Origin of the sequence: Myroides sp. ZB35, from assembly GCF_001865835.1 — a bacterium.
GTDB lineage: Bacteria > Bacteroidota > Bacteroidia > Flavobacteriales > Flavobacteriaceae > Flavobacterium > Flavobacterium odoratimimum.
On record NZ_CP017769.1, the window covers coordinates 973,321 to 992,072 of the forward strand.

The following is an 18,752-nucleotide window of genomic DNA, read 5'->3' on the forward strand; positions in this document are numbered from 1 at the left end:
AAAATTATTATCATGAAAAAAATAGCATTATTATTCGTAGCAACATTATTCTCTGTTGCATCATTCGCTCAAACAAAATGGAATGTAGATAACTACCACTCATTTTTAAACTTCTCTGTGAAGCACTTAGGAATTTCTTTCGTAGATGGTCGTTTTGATAAATACGAGGGAACATTCGAAGGAACACCTGAAGACTTAACGAAAGGAACATTTAAATTCTCAGTAGATATGAACAGTGTGAACACATCTATCGAGATGCGTGACAACCACTTAAAAACAGATGATTTCTTCGCAGCTGAGAAGTTCCCTGCAATGACTTTTGAGAGTAAATCAATCAAAAAAGTAGGTAAAGATCAATACAAATTAGAAGGTAACTTAACAATCAGAGATATCACTAAGCCTGTAACTTTTGACCTTACTTATGGTGGTTTATTAAAAGATGATGGACAAGGAAATACTAAATTAGGATTCCAAGCATCTACTACGATCAACCGTTTTGACTTCGGAGTAGCGTATGATCCATCAGGACAAGCTATCGCTAAAGATGTAAAGATCAATGTGAACTTAGAGTTCAATAAAGTTAAATAATCCTTTTACACATACTTAATTTCTGAAATAGGCTTCGCATTATTGTGAAGCCTATTTCACATTATAGCTACTCCCTATCTCACTCATACAGAGCAAATACAATCGTCAATTAATTAGATATAATAAATCATAAACAAGAACATTATCTCGTTTATATTGCTTATTTTTATTTATATTAACAAATATAATTGCTATGAAAAAGATTTTATTGAGTGCTTTTATTGGAGCATTAGTTCTTACATCGTGTGGAGATAAGAACAAAAATGGTGAAGGAGACGGAGAGACTATGAAAGAACTAGTCGCAAAACCTACTCCGCCTAAAGCAGAAGGTCCTATACGAATACTATTCGTAGGGAATAGCCATACGGAGTACTTCGCTAGTTTTCCGAAAATGCTAGACGCACTCGCTAAGGAAAACAATAAACAAGTAGAGGTAAAATCCCTTTTAGAAATGGGGGTAAGCATTGATCAGATCATCTCTTCAAACAAGAAAAATGCTGAAAAATTATTTAAACAAACGGATAAAGATGGAAACTATCTAGACTATGTGATTCTACAAGAATCAACACCTGTAGCCATACAAGAACTAGGCAAGTATAAATCTAACACAGCAGAAGTACATGATCAGATAGCCAAAAACAGCCCTGATGTAGCTACTTATATCTATGGTCTGACGGTTCCATTTGAGTACAATAGTGCAGATTATAAAGATTATCAACCTCTACTAGTAGAGAATGGTGTAGCAGTAGCTAAAGCGTTACCTAACACTGGATTCTTAAACTTCTCTGCTGTATTAGGTGCTGCCTATGCTGGCAAAGAAGGTTATACCGCTACTAAGGATGGTAAAGATATGCTACGTCACACAGATAGATCACGTCATATGCTTAATGACGCTGTCTTCGTAAACTCTATAGTGCTATACCAAACCTTGTTCGGTGAGACTCCTAAGATTCCTCAACAGCTACCACTGAGCACTGGTCTAGGAGATGATGATACGATAAAACTGATGAATGTAAAAGAAGGTGTCAGCGATCCTGAAGCTCTACTTAAGATAGCAACTAGCTTTAAGTAATACTATACAAAATAAATGAAAGGCTTGTCTCTAAGAGATAAGCCTTTTTATTATATCTCATTGCTTTCGATAATCAAGCGACGACAGCAGTGATTCTTCGCTTCTCTACGCATACGATTGGCTACTTTAACCACCTCTATCGGTTTATACTTCATAAACAATCGCATCTTATTAAAGAAAAACAAAATCTTAGCAGCTATTCGCTCCCCCATACGGTTAGTCCCTGGACGTAATAAAAGTCCTGGACGCAGAATAATAGTATTCTCAAAACGCAAATTCAATACAGAGCGCTCTAATGTTCCCTTTAGTCTACTATAGAAGAATGCACTCTTATCAGAAGCTGCCTTAGCTGATAATAATACAAAGTTAGTTACTCCATTTCCTTTTGCATACTGAGCGAACTGCATGACATAATCATAATCTATATGCCATTGCTTTTGTTTAGAGCCTGCCTGCTTCAGTGTAGTCCCTAAACAACTAAAAGCTACATCTCCTGCTATTAGATGCTTCCATTGATCGATTTGTTCAAAATCAACTAAATGAACGACTAACTTAGGATGCTGAATATCCCATTCTTTACGAATAAATATGACTACTTCGTGAAAATCATCGTCACAAAGTAGTTGACGTACGAGTACTTTACCAGTTGCTCCAGTACCTCCGATGACTAATGCTTTCATAACAAACATTTTAAAGCTATTATATCACTACAATAAACTTACCAATTTGTATTGAGACAACAGATTTTAAAAAAGTTACATCTATAAACAATAAAAAAGTCTCCTAGTAGGAGACTTTTTATATTTAATAACACGTATCGATTAGATCGAATGCGGTGCTAGCATATGTTTAGGGTCTAGAATCTCATCTAGTTTCTCCTTAGTTAATAGATTGTGCTCTAATACTAATTCATAAACTCCTCTACCAGATTCTAATGCTTCTTTAGCGATTTTAGTACTTGCTTTATATCCGATATAAGGGTTTAGCGCTGTAACGATACCGATACTTCCTAATACTAACTCCTTATTATGCTCTACATTAGCCTTAATACCTACTACACACTTCTCTACTAATGTTTCCATAGCATTCTCTAACCATGTCATAGACTCCATTAGAGTATGAGCTAATACAGGCTCCATCACGTTTAACTGTAACTGAGCTGCCTCAGAAGCCATTGTGATAGTCATATCGTTACCGATTACTTTAAAGCACACTTGGTTTACTACTTCTGGGATAACAGGGTTTACTTTACCTGGCATAATAGAAGAACCTGGCTGCATAGGAGGTAGTTGAATCTCGTTAAGTCCTGTACGAGGCCCTGAAGATAATAATCTAAGGTCATTACAGATCTTAGATAACTTAATAGCTACTTTCTTCAAGATTCCTGAATAAGCAACAAATCCACTTGTATCAGATGTAGCCTCTACTAAATTCTCAGCAGAAGTAACAGGTTGTTTCATCAACATTCCTAAGTTCTTAGCACATAGATCTGCATAACCTGGTACAGCGTTTAATCCCGTACCGATAGCGGTAGCTCCCATATTAATCTCTAAGAACGCTTGGCTAGCTTGGTTAAGAACTGCTATTTCTCTCTTCAAAGTGAAAGCAAAACCACCGAACTCTTGTCCTAGAGTCATTGGCACTGCATCCTGAAGTTGAGTTCTTCCCATCTTAATAATATTCTCAAACTCTACAGCCTTAGTCTCAAATCCTTTTACTAATTTCTCTAGCTTCTCTACTACTTTCTTATTCATTTCGAATACAGCTACCTTAAGAGAAGTAGGGTATGCATCATTAGTAGATTGAGATAAGTTTACATGATCGTTTGGAGAACAGTGTTGATAATCACCTTTCTCGAAACCTAAGATTTCTAAAGCTCTATTTGCGATAACTTCATTCGCATTCATATTAACAGAAGTACCTGCTCCACCTTGTATCATATCTACAGGGAACTCAGCATGTAGCTTACCGTCTATTATCTCCTGACATACATCAGCGATAACCTTATATATTTTTTCGTCTAAAACGTTTAATTCAAAGTTGGTTTTAGCTGCCGCCCATTTTACAATAGCTAATCCTTTTACAAACTCAGGGTAATCAGACAACTTACTTGTCGATATCTTGAAGTTATTGATTGCTCTTTGTGTCTGTACACCATAATAAGCCTGTTGAGGAATTTCTAATTCACCTATTAAGTCGCTTTCAATTCTGGTTGGTTTCATACTTATACAGTTTTATATTTTCACTAAGTTACGAAGTAATTTTTATTTACCTCCTCTAAAACACAAGGATTATTCCTTAAATGTTCCCGATACATAATACCACTTCCCTCCTAACATTTCAAACAAAGAATCCTCATAGTGTTCACACACATTGCCCTCTGCATCTTTATAACAAGCCTTAAATACTACACGACTCTCCTCACTGACAAGAATTTCTAAGCGTTGCCATGTATTTTCTTTAGCCCACTGTAGAATTGCCTTCTTACTATGAAAGTGTCTAGTCTTAGGATGGGTAGTATTAATGATGTATATCGCATTAGCTAAGGCATAGGCTGTGTACCTAGAGCGCATCAGCTGCTCTGCAGTAGAAGGAACTGTAGTATTCGTCACATACGGCTCACAACACTCACTATATGCGTTACCACTACAACAATAACAAGGTTGGTGCTGTTCCATTATCCTATCTTCTGTTTTAGCTCTTCGATAATCTTCAAAAATTTCCCCCAACGAACTACTTCGTCATCTGTCTGTGCATAGTCAAGTCCATCATTGATACTTTCTTCTATTTTCTCTATTGCTACAGAGGCTTCTTCTTTCTTATTTTGAGCAATTAATACCATTAATTGCATGATTTGCTGTTGTACTTCTTCTATTTTCATTTCTATATCTTCATTTCAACACAAAGATATTTGTTATTAATAATTACGTAGAGAAAGTTCTGATTAATTTTAGCATAACATCTAAATAACCCACATAGTAACCTAGAACTGATGATTATAACTGATATTCTGAATCTCCTCTTTCCCAAGAACTGTATGGCTTGTAACTCCATATTACTGAGAAATGAACAATATCTATGCATTACTTGTAGAAACGAAATACCTTATACACAAGAACATCTTATAGATCAAAATGATTCTATGGCTAAGTTCTATGGTAAGATACCCATAGAGTTTGCTGCTAGTTTACTTTTCTTTTCTAAAGGAGGCAAAGTGCAGCAGATCATCCATAATCTCAAATATAGAAATCATCCTGAGCTAAGTTATTTCTTAGGTACTATCTATGCACATCAACTAACCAAAACAACGCGTCTAAAGGAGATCACTTCTATCATACCTGTCCCCATGCATAAAAAGAAACAAAAGAAACGAGGGTATAATCAAGTAGACGACTTCGCGAAAGCACTAAGTGATCACTTTCACATCAAAATAAACAATAAACTTCTAATCAAAACACTTCAAACCTCTTCTCAGACAACTAAATCACGTTTTCAGAGAAAAAGTCAAACAAAAGAAGTCTTTGATCTAGACCTAAACTTTAAAGACGACGAATACAATCACTTCTTACTGCTAGATGATATCCTCACTACAGGGAATACCTTAGAGGCATGCTGTAAAAAATTATTACAAATACCGAATACTAAAATCACGATTCTCTGTTTGGCTCGTAGCATTTAAAAGTTTTAATAATACATATTTTCTAACTAAAAAATATAGTCGTTAATTTGTCTTTTAAATTAAAACTATGTCTAAGTTTCGTATATACTTTATTGTTTGTTTTACAGTATTTTGTTTTATAACGTTTTCGAACTGTGCTAAAAGAGGGTTTATTTCAGGAGGATCTAAAGATACTATTCCACCTGTAGTACTAGGAAGTAGTCCTAAGAACCACTCTATACATTTTGACAAAAAGCAAATTACTATTGATTTCGACGAATTCGTTAAGATCAAAAACGTAAATCAAAACTTGATTATCTCTCCTCCTATGGATAGAATGCCTGAAGTATTACCTATGGGAAATGCTAGAAAGACGGTTACGATCAATCTTATAGACACTTTAAAACCGAATACGACTTATAGTTTTAACTTCGGGGACGCTATTACGGATAACAATGAAGGTAATGTCCTAAAACAGTTTAAATATATCTTCTCTACAGGAGATTATATCGACTCTCTGAAACTAAGTGGAACGATAAGAACTGCACATCAATTAAAGTCGGATAACTTCGTCAATGTAATGCTATACGATGCTGAGACATTTAAAGATTCTACTATCTATAGAGAAAAACCTCTTTATGTAACGAATACACTAGACAGTCTTACAACTTTCTCTATAGAGAATATTAAAGCAGGAAAGTATTACTTAGTAGCATTAAAGGATAAGAACAGCAACTTTATGTTTAATCCTACTGAGGATAAAATAGCTTTTATAAAAGAACCGATTGAGATTCCAACAGATCAATCTTATGATTTGACACTATTCAAGTCTGATGAGAAATTCGAGGCTTCTAGACCTGCTCAGATTACCCAAAACAAATGGTACTTACCGTATATAGGAAACGCTGAAGGAGCTACCGTAGAAGTTAAAAAAGATGGGGTAGTAATCCCTAGTGCTTATACACAACTAGCAGATAAAGATAGTTTGCAAGTTTGGTTCCCAAAGATAGAAGCAGACTCTCTGCACTTCACTGCTACGAAAGGTGAGTTTACAAAGACATTTATGGTTAAACCAAGACCTAAGATGAAAGAAATAGATTCGCTATCCGTGTCAGGAAAATCAGGTACACTTGATTTCTTATCTGATTTACTAGTAGAAACAACTACACCTGTTAAGTCTATTAATAAAGATCTAATCACCATCTTTAATAAAGATTCTGTAGCAGTCCCTTTTACTATAGATAACAAAGCAAGGGAACAAAAGTTCTATCTAAAGTTTAAGAAAGAAGAACTAGATAATTACAAGGTAACACTATGGCCTGGAGCTATTACAGACTTCTTTGGAAAAGCAAATGATACAATCGTGCTGAACAATAAAACGACAGCTTATACAGATTATGGAAACTTGACCATTACACTAAATGGATTAAAGCGTTATCCTGTTATCGTTGAATTACTAGATGACAAAGAAAAAGTAATCGTTAGTCAATATAGTGAAAGCTCTAATACATTCGAGTTCTTAGCATTACCCCCTAGAATGTACTACATAAGAGTTATCTATGATGACAATAAAAATGGCGTATGGGATAAAGGATACTATTGGGACAGAAGACAACCTGAAGAATCTGTCTACTTCCCTGAACAGATAGATGTCCGTGCCAACTGGGATATTAAAGAACAAATCAACTTATAAACAAATAAGGCTCTTAGCATAAAAACTAAGAGCCTTTTTTGTTTATAGGATAGTAAATGAATCAGCATCTCTAAGTACACCGAAACTCTTTCTTATTTTATCTTGTTTTGCTTTATCTAAGGTTACATACACTACTTGTTCTCCTGTCAATGGTTCTACTAAATAGCCTCCTAGCATATCTAAGGCTTGTGAATGGCCTGAATAGATATTGTCATTCTCATCACTTCCACATCTATTTACAGCTACCAAATAACTCATATTCTCTATAGCACGTGCCTTTAGCAGAGAATCCCATGCGTAAATACGCTGATCTGGCCAACTAGCCACATAGATTAATAAGTCATATACTCCGTCATTATTTCTACTAAAAACAGGGAATCTTAGGTCATAACAAACTAAAGGGCATATATTCCATCCCCTATAGTTAACTACTAATCTATCTACCCCTGCTTTATATACCTTCTCTTCTCCTGCTAATGAGAATAAGTGTCGTTTATCATAAGTACTAATCTCACCTTCATCAGAGATAAAGAACATTCTATTATAGTAGTCTTCTCCTTCTTTAATAACAATACTACCTGTAAGCGCATATAGATGCTTTTTACACAACGATTGTAACTCGGTGATATACTCGTCTTCCATAGTCAAAAAAACGCGCTCAGGCTTCATTGTAAAGCCTGACACAAACATCTCAGGTAAAACTACCAAATCTGTATCTTGTTCTATAGAATCTAGCTTTTCTAAAAAATGTTCTTTATTCGCTTCTATATCTTCCCATACCAATGGTGATTGTAACATGGCAACTTTCATTACACTACGATATTTAGATTATACTCCAAAAATAAGCAATAATTCTTACTTCTCTTCTTGAGGTCTACCACAACACGGGCAATTACAACTAGAAACATTCGTTTTTTGTAACGCTAATAACTTCTTCTCCTTTCTTTCAGCCAAGATCTCTGAGAAACCAGATGAGATAATACCTGTAGGTAAAGCAAAAAAGCCTATCCCAATAACCGCAAGTACTCCTCCTATTAGCTTACCGATCACAGTTACAGGGTAGATATCTCCATAACCTACAGTACAAATCGTAATAACAGACCACCACATAGAATCAGGAATACTAGAAAATGCCTCAGGCTGAGAAGGGTTCTCTGCATAATAAATAGCTGTAGAAGCTATTAACAATAAAAAGATCAACATAAATGCGGCAATCGCTAACTCACTCGCTTTTCTCTTAAATACATTGACCACAAGTGCCAAAGCTGATACGTAACGAGTAATCTTAAATACGCGTAATAATCTAAACACACGCATTAATCTTATGATACGGAGATCCACATGTACAAAAGCTAGATAAAATGGTAACACAGCACATAAATCTATTAACTGCATAGAAGTAAAAGCATATTTTAACCTTCCTAAAAAAGGTTGATTAAATCGCTCATCACAGGTAATAGACCACATTCTCAACACATATTCTACTGAAAAGAAGACTACAGAGAATAAGTTAAATGACGAAAAAAAAGAACTGTACTCTTCACTAACTTCAGGAATTGATTCAAAGATCAGTGAGATAGCATTCAGTAATATCAAAATAATGATTCCTCCTTGTATTATTTTGCTTTCTAAAGCATTAGAATCATTATTTAATAAATTAAAGACACAGTGCTTTATTGACTTTTTACTCCTCATAACTCGAATTCTCTTTCCAATAAATTAGAGTACAAAAATAAAAAAAGCAGATATATCTCTATATCTGCTTTTTCATTTATTTCAAGAAAAACTATTATTTCAAGCTTGCTTTTAAGTATTCTCTGTTCATACGAGCGATGTTCTCTAAAGAAATTCCTTTAGGACATTCTACCTCACATGCTCCTGTATTAGTACAGTTACCGAATCCTAAAGCATCCATCTCAGCTACCATATTAAGTACACGATCAGCTGCCTCTACTTTACCTTGTGGTAACAAAGCAAATTGAGAAACTTTTGCAGATACGAATAACATAGCAGAAGAGTTTTTACATGTAGCCACACAAGCACCACATCCAATACAAGTAGCTGCGTCAAATGCACGGTCAGCATCATGTTTAGGAATTGGAATAGCGTTAGCATCTTGTGTATTACCTGAAGTATTTACAGATACGAAACCACCTGCATGTTGAATTTTATCAAAAGCAGTACGGTCAACGACTAAGTCTTTAATTACTGGGAAAGCTTTAGCTCTAAATGGCTCGATATAGATAGTATCACCATCTTTGAACTTTCTCATGTGTAACTGACATGTAGTAATACCTCTGTCTGGTCCGTGTGCTTCACCATTGATAAATAAAGAACACATACCACAGATACCCTCACGACAGTCATGGTCGAAAGCTACTGGATCATCACCTTTCTCGATTAACTCGTTGTTTAATACATCAAGCATTTCTAAGAAAGACATATCAGGAGAAACATTGTTGATTTTATAATCAACCATTTTTCCTTGTACTTTAGCGTTTGATTGACGCCATATTTTAAGTGTAAGATTCATTTGTGTCGAATTTTTACAAAAAGACTAGGTCCGAAGACCTAAGTCTCAATATTATTTATAACTACGAGTTACCAATTTAATGTTTTCATAAACTAAGTCTTCTTTGTGAAGCACTGCATCACTTGGGTTTCCTTTGTATTCCCAAGCAGCAACGTATGCGAAGTTCTCATCATCACGTTTTGCTTCTCCATCCTCAGTTTGGTGCTCTTCACGGAAGTGACCTCCACAAGATTCTTCACGGTGTAAAGCATCTTTCGCGAATAATTCACCTAATTCTAAGAAGTCAGCTACTCTTAAAGCTTTCTCTAACTCTTGGTTAAAGCTCTCTGCAGTACCTGATACTTTCACATCTTTATAGAACTCTGCTCTTAACTCAGCAATCTCAGCCATAGCTTCAGTTAAACCTTTTGCGTTACGAGCCATTCCTACTTTATCCCACATAATTTTTCCAAGCTTCTTGTGGAAGTGGTCAACAGAATGTGTTCCTTTATTGTTCATTAAATGGTCAATGATATCACGAACATTTTTCTCAGCAGCTTCGAACTCTGGCAAATCTGTTGGGATAGTTCCAGTACGAATATCATTAGCTAAATAATCTCCAATAGTGTATGGTAATACGAAGTATCCATCAGCTAAACCTTGCATTAATGCAGAAGCTCCAAGACGGTTAGCACCGTGATCAGAGAAGTTAGCTTCACCTAGGATATAACATCCTTCGATAGTTGACATTAAATTATAATCTACCCATAATCCACCCATTGTATAGTGAACTGCAGGGTAAATCATCATCGGAGTTGTATATGGATCCTCATCTACGATCTTCTCGTACATTTGGAATAAGTTACCATATTTATTTTCAACTACATCTTTACCTAATTTGTAAACTAGCTTAGCGTCGTTTTCATCTAAGTGTTGAATACGAGCTTGCTCTTTACCATAACGGTCAATAGCAGAAGCGAAGTCTAAGTATACAGCTTCACCTGTAGCATTAACTCCATATCCAGCATCACATCTTTCTTTAGCAGCACGAGACGCAACGTCACGAGGTACTAAGTTACCGAATGATGGGTATCTTCTCTCTAAGTAGTAATCTCTATCTTCTTCAGCGATTTGAGTTGGTTTTAATCTACCTTCTCTAATTGCTATAGCGTCTTCCATTTTTGCAGGAACCCAAATACGTCCATCATTACGTAATGACTCAGACATCAAAGTAAGTTTTGATTGGTGGTCACCAGTTACAGGAATACAAGTTGGGTGAATTTGTGTATAACAAGGGTTAGCGAAGAATGCTCCACGTTTGTGTGCTTTCCAAGCAGCAGTAACGTTAGAACCCATTGCATTTGTAGATAAGAAGAATACGTTACCATATCCACCTGTACAGATAACTACAGCGTGAGCAGAGTGACGTTCTATCTCTCCATTGATTAAGTTACGAGCAATAATACCTCTTGCTTTACCATCAACTTTAACGATGTCTAACATCTCATGACGGTTATACATTTGGATTTTACCACGACCGATTTGACGGTTCATAGCAGAATATGCTCCTAACAATAACTGTTGTCCAGTTTGTCCTTTAGCGTAGAAAGTACGAGATACTTGTACCCCACCAAAAGAACGGTTATCTAATAAACCTCCGTACTCACGTGCAAAAGGTACACCTTGAGCTACACATTGGTCAATAATATTTTCAGAAACTTCAGCTAAACGATAAACGTTTGCTTCACGTGCACGGTAGTCCCCTCCTTTTACAGTATCATAGAATAATCTGTAAACTGAGTCACCATCACCTTGGTAGTTCTTAGAAGCGTTAATCCCCCCTTGAGCAGCAATAGAGTGCGCACGACGAGGTGAATCCTGATAACAAAAAGCTTTTACGTTATATCCTAACTCAGCTAATGTAGCAGCAGCAGAACCACCTGCTAATCCAGTTCCTACAACGATAACATCAATATTACGTTTATTCGCTGGGTTAACTAATTTAATATGATTTTTATAGTCAGACCATTTTTTATCAAGTGGTCCATTAGGTATTTTAGAATCTAATTTCATGATCAATTTCTTTAGGACTATTTAATAAAATGAATATATAATGGGATGATAGCAAATAGCGCAGGTACAACATACGCAATTAAGAAACTAAGCCCTTTAAGTACTCCCTTATATTTAGGATTATTAGCTCCTAAAGATTGGAATGCACTACCAAATCCATGAGATAAGTGGAATCCTAAAACCACCATAGCAAGTACATAAGCAATTGTAGCGATTAATCCAGTACTTTCGTTTTGGAAGAACTCAATTGTAATTTTATGTAAATCTTTATATCCATCAGCAATCTTTAAGTCTGTACCTGCTTGATAAAACTTAGTACCTTTTACTTCTATCTGTCCCATTTCAACAGCGTTTACTGGGATAGCTTGCTCTTGTACTGTTTTATATACTACTACAGGATCTTGACCCTCTACTTTTACTTCTACAGTTTGTAAAGGCATTTCACTAAAGTGCATTTTAGCCCAGAAGTTGGCCATGTGAGTCACGATGAATACTAAAAGTAAAGTTCCTAATACCGCCATGTTTCTTGAAGAAAATGAGCTATTAGAAGCAGCATTGTTTTTTGCATATCCGATTGGACGTGCTTTTTTGTTTTGAATCGTTAAAACGATACCATCAATCGCGTGAAAAAGGATTGAAATATACGTAACATAAGATAATACTTTTACTGCTGGATTAGTAGTCATAAATAACGCATACTCGTTAAATGCAGAAGCGTCACCAAATATCAATTGAAGGTTTCCCGCCAAGTGACCTACTAAAAACAAGCATAAAAATAACCCTGTAAGAGCCATCCAATATTTCTTAGCTAAGGATGACTTTAAAAGTGCAGATTTTGCCATAATGTAATTTTAATTGTTTTTCTTGAAAAAATCTCTCAAAAATACACCTTCTTAACGTTATCAACAAAGTCTACCCTTCTATTTATACTCGATATAAACAAAGAATAAAACAATGCTAATTCACTAAAATAGACCAATTGAGACTTTTTTTAAGAAAAAAAAAGGTTTTTTATAGTAAAGCGTTAAAATGACTTTAAAATATTCGCATCTATAACAATAATAAAGTTAGCCAAGTCTAAATTATCATATTCGAAATGACCAACATTATCACTCTCTACCATCTTAATAGTAGCTATTTTTAGCGAAGGCCTATATTGGTTAAGATACCAAACTATACCTTCATAATTATTACTGTGATAAGAACCATTATAGTGCAAGAATAAATGGTTTGGTTTTAAATTTTGAACAATAAAGTGCCCCATAGTAGCATCTTTAATTGCTTGCGCCTTCGGCAAATTCTCATCTTTATGATCCTCAAACATTGCCATCATATTCTTATATCCTGGCAAATTAGCATCATAAGGAAATGGCAATGGTGCAATCCAACTCTTCTCTTGTACACTTAAAGTATCTAATGCAGCAGTACCTTTTTTAAACAATAGACTTGCATATCGTCTAGGTACATTAGTCGCAATAAATTCTAATTTATTCTCCTTTGCATATTCTACTAATGGTCTATAATCAGTTTTATAATTATTCCACAGCCTCACTTCTTCTTGAAATTGCTCTTCTGTACTATTTCCTTTTACATATTTAGTCAACCCTTCTTGGTTATCTGCTTCAAACATCTCTGCTCCTAGAGTCAATTCTCTTTTATCTCCTAAAGATTCTGTTACTTGTAATTGCAACCAATGGCCTAATGAATTATTGTGAAACTCTCCAAATAAAACAACCTCGCTTTTACTAAGCGATTTTATCATCTTTTCATAAGAAACTTTCTTTCCTTTATTTGTATAAATCTGATAAGGTAATCCTGATTGCCCATAAGTTATTCCACATAACAACAAAAACGCACCAACTATTTTTTTCATTTTACTAAATATTTTGAAATTAGAACTGCAAAGATAATCTTTTCTATTATTTAGACTGGTTTAATATAACTGTAATACCTGGAGTTCTGTTGAATGTTAAAAGATTTGACAAAGTCATAGTATATCATACATTTGCAACAAAATTAAAGAATGGCTACTACAAAAATTCTATATAAAAACACCAATTTATCATATACTGACAAAGGAAAAGGAAGCACCTTAATCTTTCTACACGGATTTCTAGAAGATAGTAAAATGTGGAATTACTACCTTGACTATTTTTCAAAGAAATATAGAGTGATTGCTATTGATCTTTTAGGACATGGTGAATCAGGTTGCATTGGTTACATACACAGTATGGAAGATATGGCTGACGCAGTTTTTACAATTACAAATTCTTTAAATCTAAAAAAGGTAACACTAATAGGTCATTCTATGGGAGGTTATGTATCACTAGCCTTCGGAGAATTATATCCAGATAATGTAAAGAAAATAATATTAGTTTCATCTACTACCAGAGCTGACAGCCCAGAAAGACAAGTTAACAGAGACAGAGCAACTGAAGTAATCAAAAAGAATAGCGACCTCTTTGTTACTATGGCAATTAACAACACCTTTTTAGAAGACACTAAAATCACTCACGCTAAAGAAGTACAAGAACACTTAGATACTGCTCTTAAAATACCTAAACAAGGCATACTAGCAGCTGTAGAGGGAATGAAATCAAGAAATGACAGAGAAGTTCTACTCCATTTTGCTCCATACCCTATAAGTATGATTGTAGGTAATGCAGATCCTGTTCTTTCTATTGACGACATCACTAAAGAAGTTGAAAATACAGACTCTGATTTAACTATTATCCCTGGAGGTCACCTACTTCAGATTGAAGCAAAAGAAGAGCTACTAGAAGCACTAAAAAATACGATAAAATAAAAATAGGGAAGCAAAAGCTTCCCTATATTCTATAATTCTTTTTCTATAAAATCCTCATCAGGGTTTAGTATCTCTAACAACAAGGCAACTAATTCATCCTTGAATAAGGTTAAGGTTTCATTTGTAATAGCATGATCAACCTCTCTTCCTTCTTTTACTCCAAAAAATAAGAAGCCACCTTTTCTATTCTTGAATGAATAAATACCGGCTTCCACAGATTGATTTGTATTGTGTTTCGTATACATTAAAGCATAACACAATAACTGAATAATCTTATCATTTTTCAGATCAAGTGTAAGTCCTTCCCATGTACTTAACTTAACATCATTTGCTTCTACTTTACCACTTTTATAATCGATAACTCGGATTACACCATTTCGTTCCTCTATTCTATCTACAAATCCAAATAGATTAATAGGATAAGGTAATCTAGGATCTTCAAGTGTAAAAGTAAGTTCTGTCTCTAACTCCAATAATAAAATATCATCCCCTCCGTTTATCTTTTCTATCTCTCCTTCTAGAAAATGATACACATTTCGTTTAGCTACTTCAAAAGCGAGTAGATTCTTTCCTATCTTCTCCTTATCACTGTTGTACACCTCTTCAAACTGTAACTGTACTTCTGCATCAGCTTTTGTTTTTATTGTGTTAATAATCTCCACTGTAAGCCTAGCTCCTTTAAAGGGTTTATACAAATTCTCTAAAGAGTTGTGTATAATAGTACCCAAAGTATTTAAAGCCACACTCTCCTCTACCTCTTCCACTTCTCTAATCCTTAAGACACGTTGCAAGTAAAACTGTATAGGATTACGAAGATAATTAGATAAAGCTGATGGTGAGAAACCTTTAGTTGTAGCAATATTCTTTAGCTCTTCTTTTAAGAGGTCTGACTTCGGAATCTGAATCAACTCATTTGCTTTTTCAGGTAAATCCGCAGAATAGGTAACATATTTTACATCATGTGCCTCTAACTGTTCTACTTCTAACTGCGTTAAGAATCTACTCTTTTCTCCAGCATCCATTCCCTCTGATTGAGAGTTATACAAAAGGTAAATATTCTTTGCCCTTAACAACAAGTGATAAAAGTGAAAACTATAAATAGCATCCTTTTCCTTATAAGTTGGCAAGCCTATTTCTCTCTTTACATCATAAGGAATAAAAGAATTAACTGACTTACCTGCAGGGAACTTCCCTTCATTAACAGAAGTCACAATAACAGTGTCAAAATCCAAAACACGACTCTCTAACACCCCCATTATCTGTAGTCCTTCTAAAGGTTCACCCTCAAAAGATACTTCAGACATATCCATCACTTGTTTATACAACGAATACAAAGTATCGTAACTTTGTATAAAATCATATTTCTGACAATAAGAAACTAACCTATTCAACATCTGATAGGAAGAATACAAGAATGTTTTACTAATTCGGTCACTGTGTACCTCATCATTTAAACTATACTTAATAGCTAATACAATCTCAATAAGGTTTTGTAAAACCTCAACAGATGACCTTTCATTCCATCTACCGAAAACAAGTTTACGAACAGGAAAATCAGGATCCTCTATCCACTCTGCAAAACGATTCATGCTAAAGAAGCTAAGATTTCGATCATTAATTTCTTTAATAACCTTTTCAGGAACAATAATTTGCGTTAATACAGGATTAGTCAATACATCTAAAATTTCCTTGTAGTAAACAACATATTGTTTATTTGAGCGTCGTATAGCGGCCAAATGCATCTTAAAAATCTTGTTCAATAAGATCTGAATAGGATTACTCTTACCACTATACCCCATTGTGATATTCAAACTTGATACTGAAGAAGGCAAACTATGCAATACTGGTAATAGCAAATTCTCCTCCCCTAAAACAATGGCAACCTTCTCTAATCTCGAAGCTTCCTCTCCAAGTCCTTCTACTATTTGCCCTGCGATCTTTGCTTGCCCTACACTCTTAGGAGTTTGTATCACTTGTATATTCTTTTCTCTGCCAAACTCATCTACTATCCATTCAAAAGGGTTGTATTGATAGTGTATCCAATTGCGTTTTATACGTCTCAAAAAGAGCGCTGCATCGTGATAAGGATCCTCCATAAAATGTTTATCAATATCCCAAAACACCTTAGCTCTTTTCTCTAACAAGAAATGTTGAATAATTTTCTCCTCTGCTGCATTCAATGCATTAAACCCAGCGAAATAAAACACCTTATTATTACTATTCAAGTACTCTTTATGAGATTTAACAGCCTCTCGATATATCAATCCTTGGTAACCAATGCGCTCTTCTAATAGAACCTCATAGAACTTTTTATAGTATACTGGTATCTGCTCCCAAAAAGCTAAATAATTTACAATTAAGTCTGTCTTTTGTTCAGGGTCTAAAGACCAGTGTTTAATGTCTTCAATATTCTTTAAATATGAGAATACATAATCAGGATTCAACAAGTAACGGTCTACTTCATTAAAGTCACTTAACAACATATTAGCCCAACTAGAGAAGCGATCAAAATCCTGTGCATTACCTCCCTCTATTTCTTGATAAACTACATAAAACTTAAAAAGTAATTCTATCGAATCGATCCCTCTAATCTTAGACACCTGATGAATGAAATCTTCAATATTAATAATCTCTGGAGCGAAGACACTATTTCTGTAATACTTCTTTAAATTTTCTAACAAAAAGACCTTAGCTCTTTTATTAGGAAGAACGATCACCAAATTATCCATAGAATTAGGAAAATCGGCATAAATCTGCGCACTCAGCTTATCTAAAAAAGTATTTGATTTCATAAAATAAAGGTACAAAAAAAACGCTCCGATTACTCGAAGCGTTTTCTATAGATTATGTGTTTTAAATCAATTATTTAGCTAATTGGATTTCAACACGTCTGTTTAACTCACGTCCTTTAACTGTTTTGTTAGAAGCGATTGGATCTTTAGATCCGTATCCTTTAGAAGTTAATCTAGCAGAATCGATTCCTTTTTCAATTAAGTAAACTTTTACAGCGTTAGCTCTGTTATCAGATAATGGTAAGTTAATTCTGTCAGATCCTGTACTGTCAGTATATCCAGCGATGTGGAAATTAGCAGTTGGGTATTCTTTCATGATTTTAACCATATTATCTAACACTGCGTAAGAACCATCTTGGAAAGTATATTTTCCAGTGTGGAATAATAATGTTTTTCCGTAGTCATTAAGCTGTTTTACTTTCTCAGGCTCAATTTCTTTAACTTCAGGACATCCGTTGTTAGAAGCTGGACCAGGTACGTCTGGACATTTATCTAAATGATCAGGCACTCCGTCTCCGTCTCTATCTGGCCAAGGACAACCATTGTTTTCTTTTGGACCAGGTACTTCTGGACACTCATCTTTATTATCTGGCACTCCGTCTCCGTCTGTATCAGGACATCCGTTGAACTCAGCTAAACCTGGGATCTCTGGACATTCGTCTTTATTATCTGGAATACCATCTCCGTCTGTATCAGGACATCCGTTGAATTCTGGTAAACCTGGTAAGTCTGGACACTCATCTAAATGATCTGGAATTCCGTCTCCATCTGTATCAGGACATCCGTTGAACTCAGCTAAACCTGGGATCTCTGGACATTCGTCATATTTGTCTAAAACTCCATCTCCGTCAGTATCTTTTCCTCCAAATTGGAAACGAATACCTGCAAAGTGTTGCATATGTGAAGCAACTCCTACGTCTGGTGTTCTAGAATCAGAGAATGAATGTTTATAAGTAGATTGCACAGTTAAAGCAACGTTTTTAGTAAACCAGAAGTTTAATCCAGCTCCTCCATTAACAGTTCCTTGACTTGCATCTCCCATAAAAGTATAACCTCCACCTACTAAGATGAATGGATCAACTACTTTCGATTTCAAAATCTCTTTGAAGCTATATTTAACTTCTGCGTCAATTCCGTAGTAAGTTAAATCTCCAGGGTTGTACTTTTCATATCCTTCTGCTTCTGATTTGATGAATTTGTCAATTTTATTAACAGACCCAACTAATCCTAAAGAGAATCCATCACCTAAGTATCTAGCTACATTTAAGTAAGATACTGATGGTAAGATATTCCAGTTATCCGTTTTAAAATATCCTCCTGTTCTGTGTGCAAAACCTTTAGCTGAACTTACTTTTGTGTCAACTGCGTTTGCTCCAACAGTTACAGCCCACGGATGGTCAGCGTCTTGCGCGTGAGCTGAAAGCCCTGCACAAAGAATTGCTGCTGCAAATAATTTGTTGAAATGTTTCATAACTTTTATTTTTTACTTTACCGTAATAATCTAGCAAAAGTACAATTATCAATCAATATTTACAAAAAATTTCGTTAAGAATAGTAC

Annotated in this window: 17 protein-coding genes; 5 read left to right on the forward strand and 12 right to left on the reverse strand. The window is 35.0% G+C overall.

Going from position 1 to position 18,752, the window contains the following annotated elements; all coding sequences use genetic code 11:
* Positions 1–12 precede the first annotated feature (12 nt).
* Positions 13–588 (forward strand): YceI family protein, encoded by a 576-nt coding sequence (locus BK054_RS04380; RefSeq protein WP_006262375.1) that lies wholly within the window; start codon positions 13–15, stop codon positions 586–588.
* Positions 589–781: 193 nt separating this feature from the next.
* On the forward strand, positions 782–1,660 hold the full coding sequence (locus BK054_RS04385; RefSeq protein ID WP_071306970.1) for a hypothetical protein: 879 nt from the start codon (positions 782–784) through the stop codon (positions 1,658–1,660).
* 50 nt (positions 1,661–1,710) lie between these two features.
* Here BK054_RS04385 and BK054_RS04390 read toward each other — a convergent pair whose 3' ends face one another.
* The 4 genes from BK054_RS04390 to BK054_RS04405 form a co-directional block, all read right to left on the reverse strand.
* Entirely contained in the window at positions 1,711–2,340 is a 630-nt protein-coding gene (locus BK054_RS04390) for an NAD(P)H-binding protein (protein ID WP_006259860.1), read from the reverse strand.
* Positions 2,341–2,481: 141 nt separating this feature from the next.
* Positions 2,482–3,882: an aspartate ammonia-lyase gene (gene aspA, locus BK054_RS04395; RefSeq protein WP_071306971.1), complete on the reverse strand. Its 1,401-nt coding sequence runs from the start codon at positions 3,880–3,882 to the stop codon at positions 2,482–2,484.
* 69 nt (positions 3,883–3,951) lie between these two features.
* A complete protein-coding gene (locus BK054_RS04400; protein WP_071306972.1) occupies positions 3,952–4,338 on the reverse strand; it encodes a YchJ family protein in 387 nt (128 codons plus the stop codon).
* The gene (locus BK054_RS04405) at positions 4,338–4,541 is read right to left on the reverse strand and encodes a hypothetical protein (RefSeq protein ID WP_006259864.1); all 204 of its coding nucleotides are present in this window, start codon (positions 4,539–4,541) and stop codon (positions 4,338–4,340) included. Before BK054_RS04405 ends, BK054_RS04400 begins: the two co-directional genes overlap by 1 nt.
* 111 nt (positions 4,542–4,652) lie before the next feature.
* On the opposite strand from BK054_RS04405, the gene BK054_RS04410 reads away from it, so the two are divergent.
* Together BK054_RS04410 and BK054_RS04415 are read left to right on the forward strand one after the other, a co-directional pair.
* Positions 4,653–5,339, forward strand: a complete 687-nt coding sequence (locus BK054_RS04410; RefSeq protein WP_410503903.1) for a ComF family protein — start codon at positions 4,653–4,655, stop codon at positions 5,337–5,339.
* 67 nt (positions 5,340–5,406) lie between these two features.
* On the forward strand, positions 5,407–7,011 hold the full coding sequence (locus BK054_RS04415) for an Ig-like domain-containing protein (RefSeq protein ID WP_071306974.1): 1,605 nt from the start codon (positions 5,407–5,409) through the stop codon (positions 7,009–7,011).
* 42 nt (positions 7,012–7,053) lie between these two features.
* Here BK054_RS04415 and BK054_RS04420 read toward each other — a convergent pair whose 3' ends face one another.
* The 6 genes from BK054_RS04420 to BK054_RS04445 form a co-directional block, all read right to left on the reverse strand.
* A complete protein-coding gene (locus BK054_RS04420; protein ID WP_006259868.1) occupies positions 7,054–7,821 on the reverse strand; it encodes a nitrilase family protein in 768 nt (255 codons plus the stop codon).
* Positions 7,822–7,866: 45 nt separating this feature from the next.
* Entirely contained in the window at positions 7,867–8,706 is an 840-nt protein-coding gene (locus BK054_RS04425) for an ion transporter (protein ID WP_071306975.1), read from the reverse strand.
* Between the two features lie 94 nt (positions 8,707–8,800).
* Positions 8,801–9,544 (reverse strand): succinate dehydrogenase/fumarate reductase iron-sulfur subunit, encoded by a 744-nt coding sequence (locus tag BK054_RS04430; RefSeq protein WP_006259870.1) that lies wholly within the window; start codon positions 9,542–9,544, stop codon positions 8,801–8,803.
* Between the two features lie 51 nt (positions 9,545–9,595).
* A complete protein-coding gene (locus tag BK054_RS04435) occupies positions 9,596–11,596 on the reverse strand; it encodes a fumarate reductase/succinate dehydrogenase flavoprotein subunit (protein ID WP_006259871.1) in 2,001 nt (666 codons plus the stop codon).
* A 17-nt stretch (positions 11,597–11,613) separates the two neighbouring features.
* A complete protein-coding gene (locus tag BK054_RS04440; protein ID WP_006259872.1) occupies positions 11,614–12,438 on the reverse strand; it encodes a succinate dehydrogenase cytochrome b subunit in 825 nt (274 codons plus the stop codon).
* A 182-nt stretch (positions 12,439–12,620) separates the two neighbouring features.
* Positions 12,621–13,469 carry a ChaN family lipoprotein gene (locus BK054_RS04445; RefSeq protein ID WP_071306976.1) on the reverse strand — a complete coding sequence of 283 codons (849 nt, stop codon included), beginning with the start codon at positions 13,467–13,469 and terminating at the stop codon, positions 12,621–12,623.
* 150 nt (positions 13,470–13,619) lie between these two features.
* On the opposite strand from BK054_RS04445, the gene BK054_RS04450 reads away from it, so the two are divergent.
* Entirely contained in the window at positions 13,620–14,402 is a 783-nt protein-coding gene (locus BK054_RS04450) for an alpha/beta fold hydrolase (RefSeq protein ID WP_006262384.1), read from the forward strand.
* A 29-nt stretch (positions 14,403–14,431) separates the two neighbouring features.
* Here BK054_RS04450 and BK054_RS04455 read toward each other — a convergent pair whose 3' ends face one another.
* The gene (locus tag BK054_RS04455; protein ID WP_071306977.1) at positions 14,432–17,194 is read right to left on the reverse strand and encodes a PD-(D/E)XK nuclease family protein; all 2,763 of its coding nucleotides are present in this window, start codon (positions 17,192–17,194) and stop codon (positions 14,432–14,434) included.
* A 70-nt stretch (positions 17,195–17,264) separates the two neighbouring features.
* On the reverse strand, positions 17,265–18,665 hold the full coding sequence (locus BK054_RS04460) for an OmpA family protein (protein ID WP_006259876.1): 1,401 nt from the start codon (positions 18,663–18,665) through the stop codon (positions 17,265–17,267).
* Between the last annotated feature and the right edge of the window lie 87 nt (positions 18,666–18,752).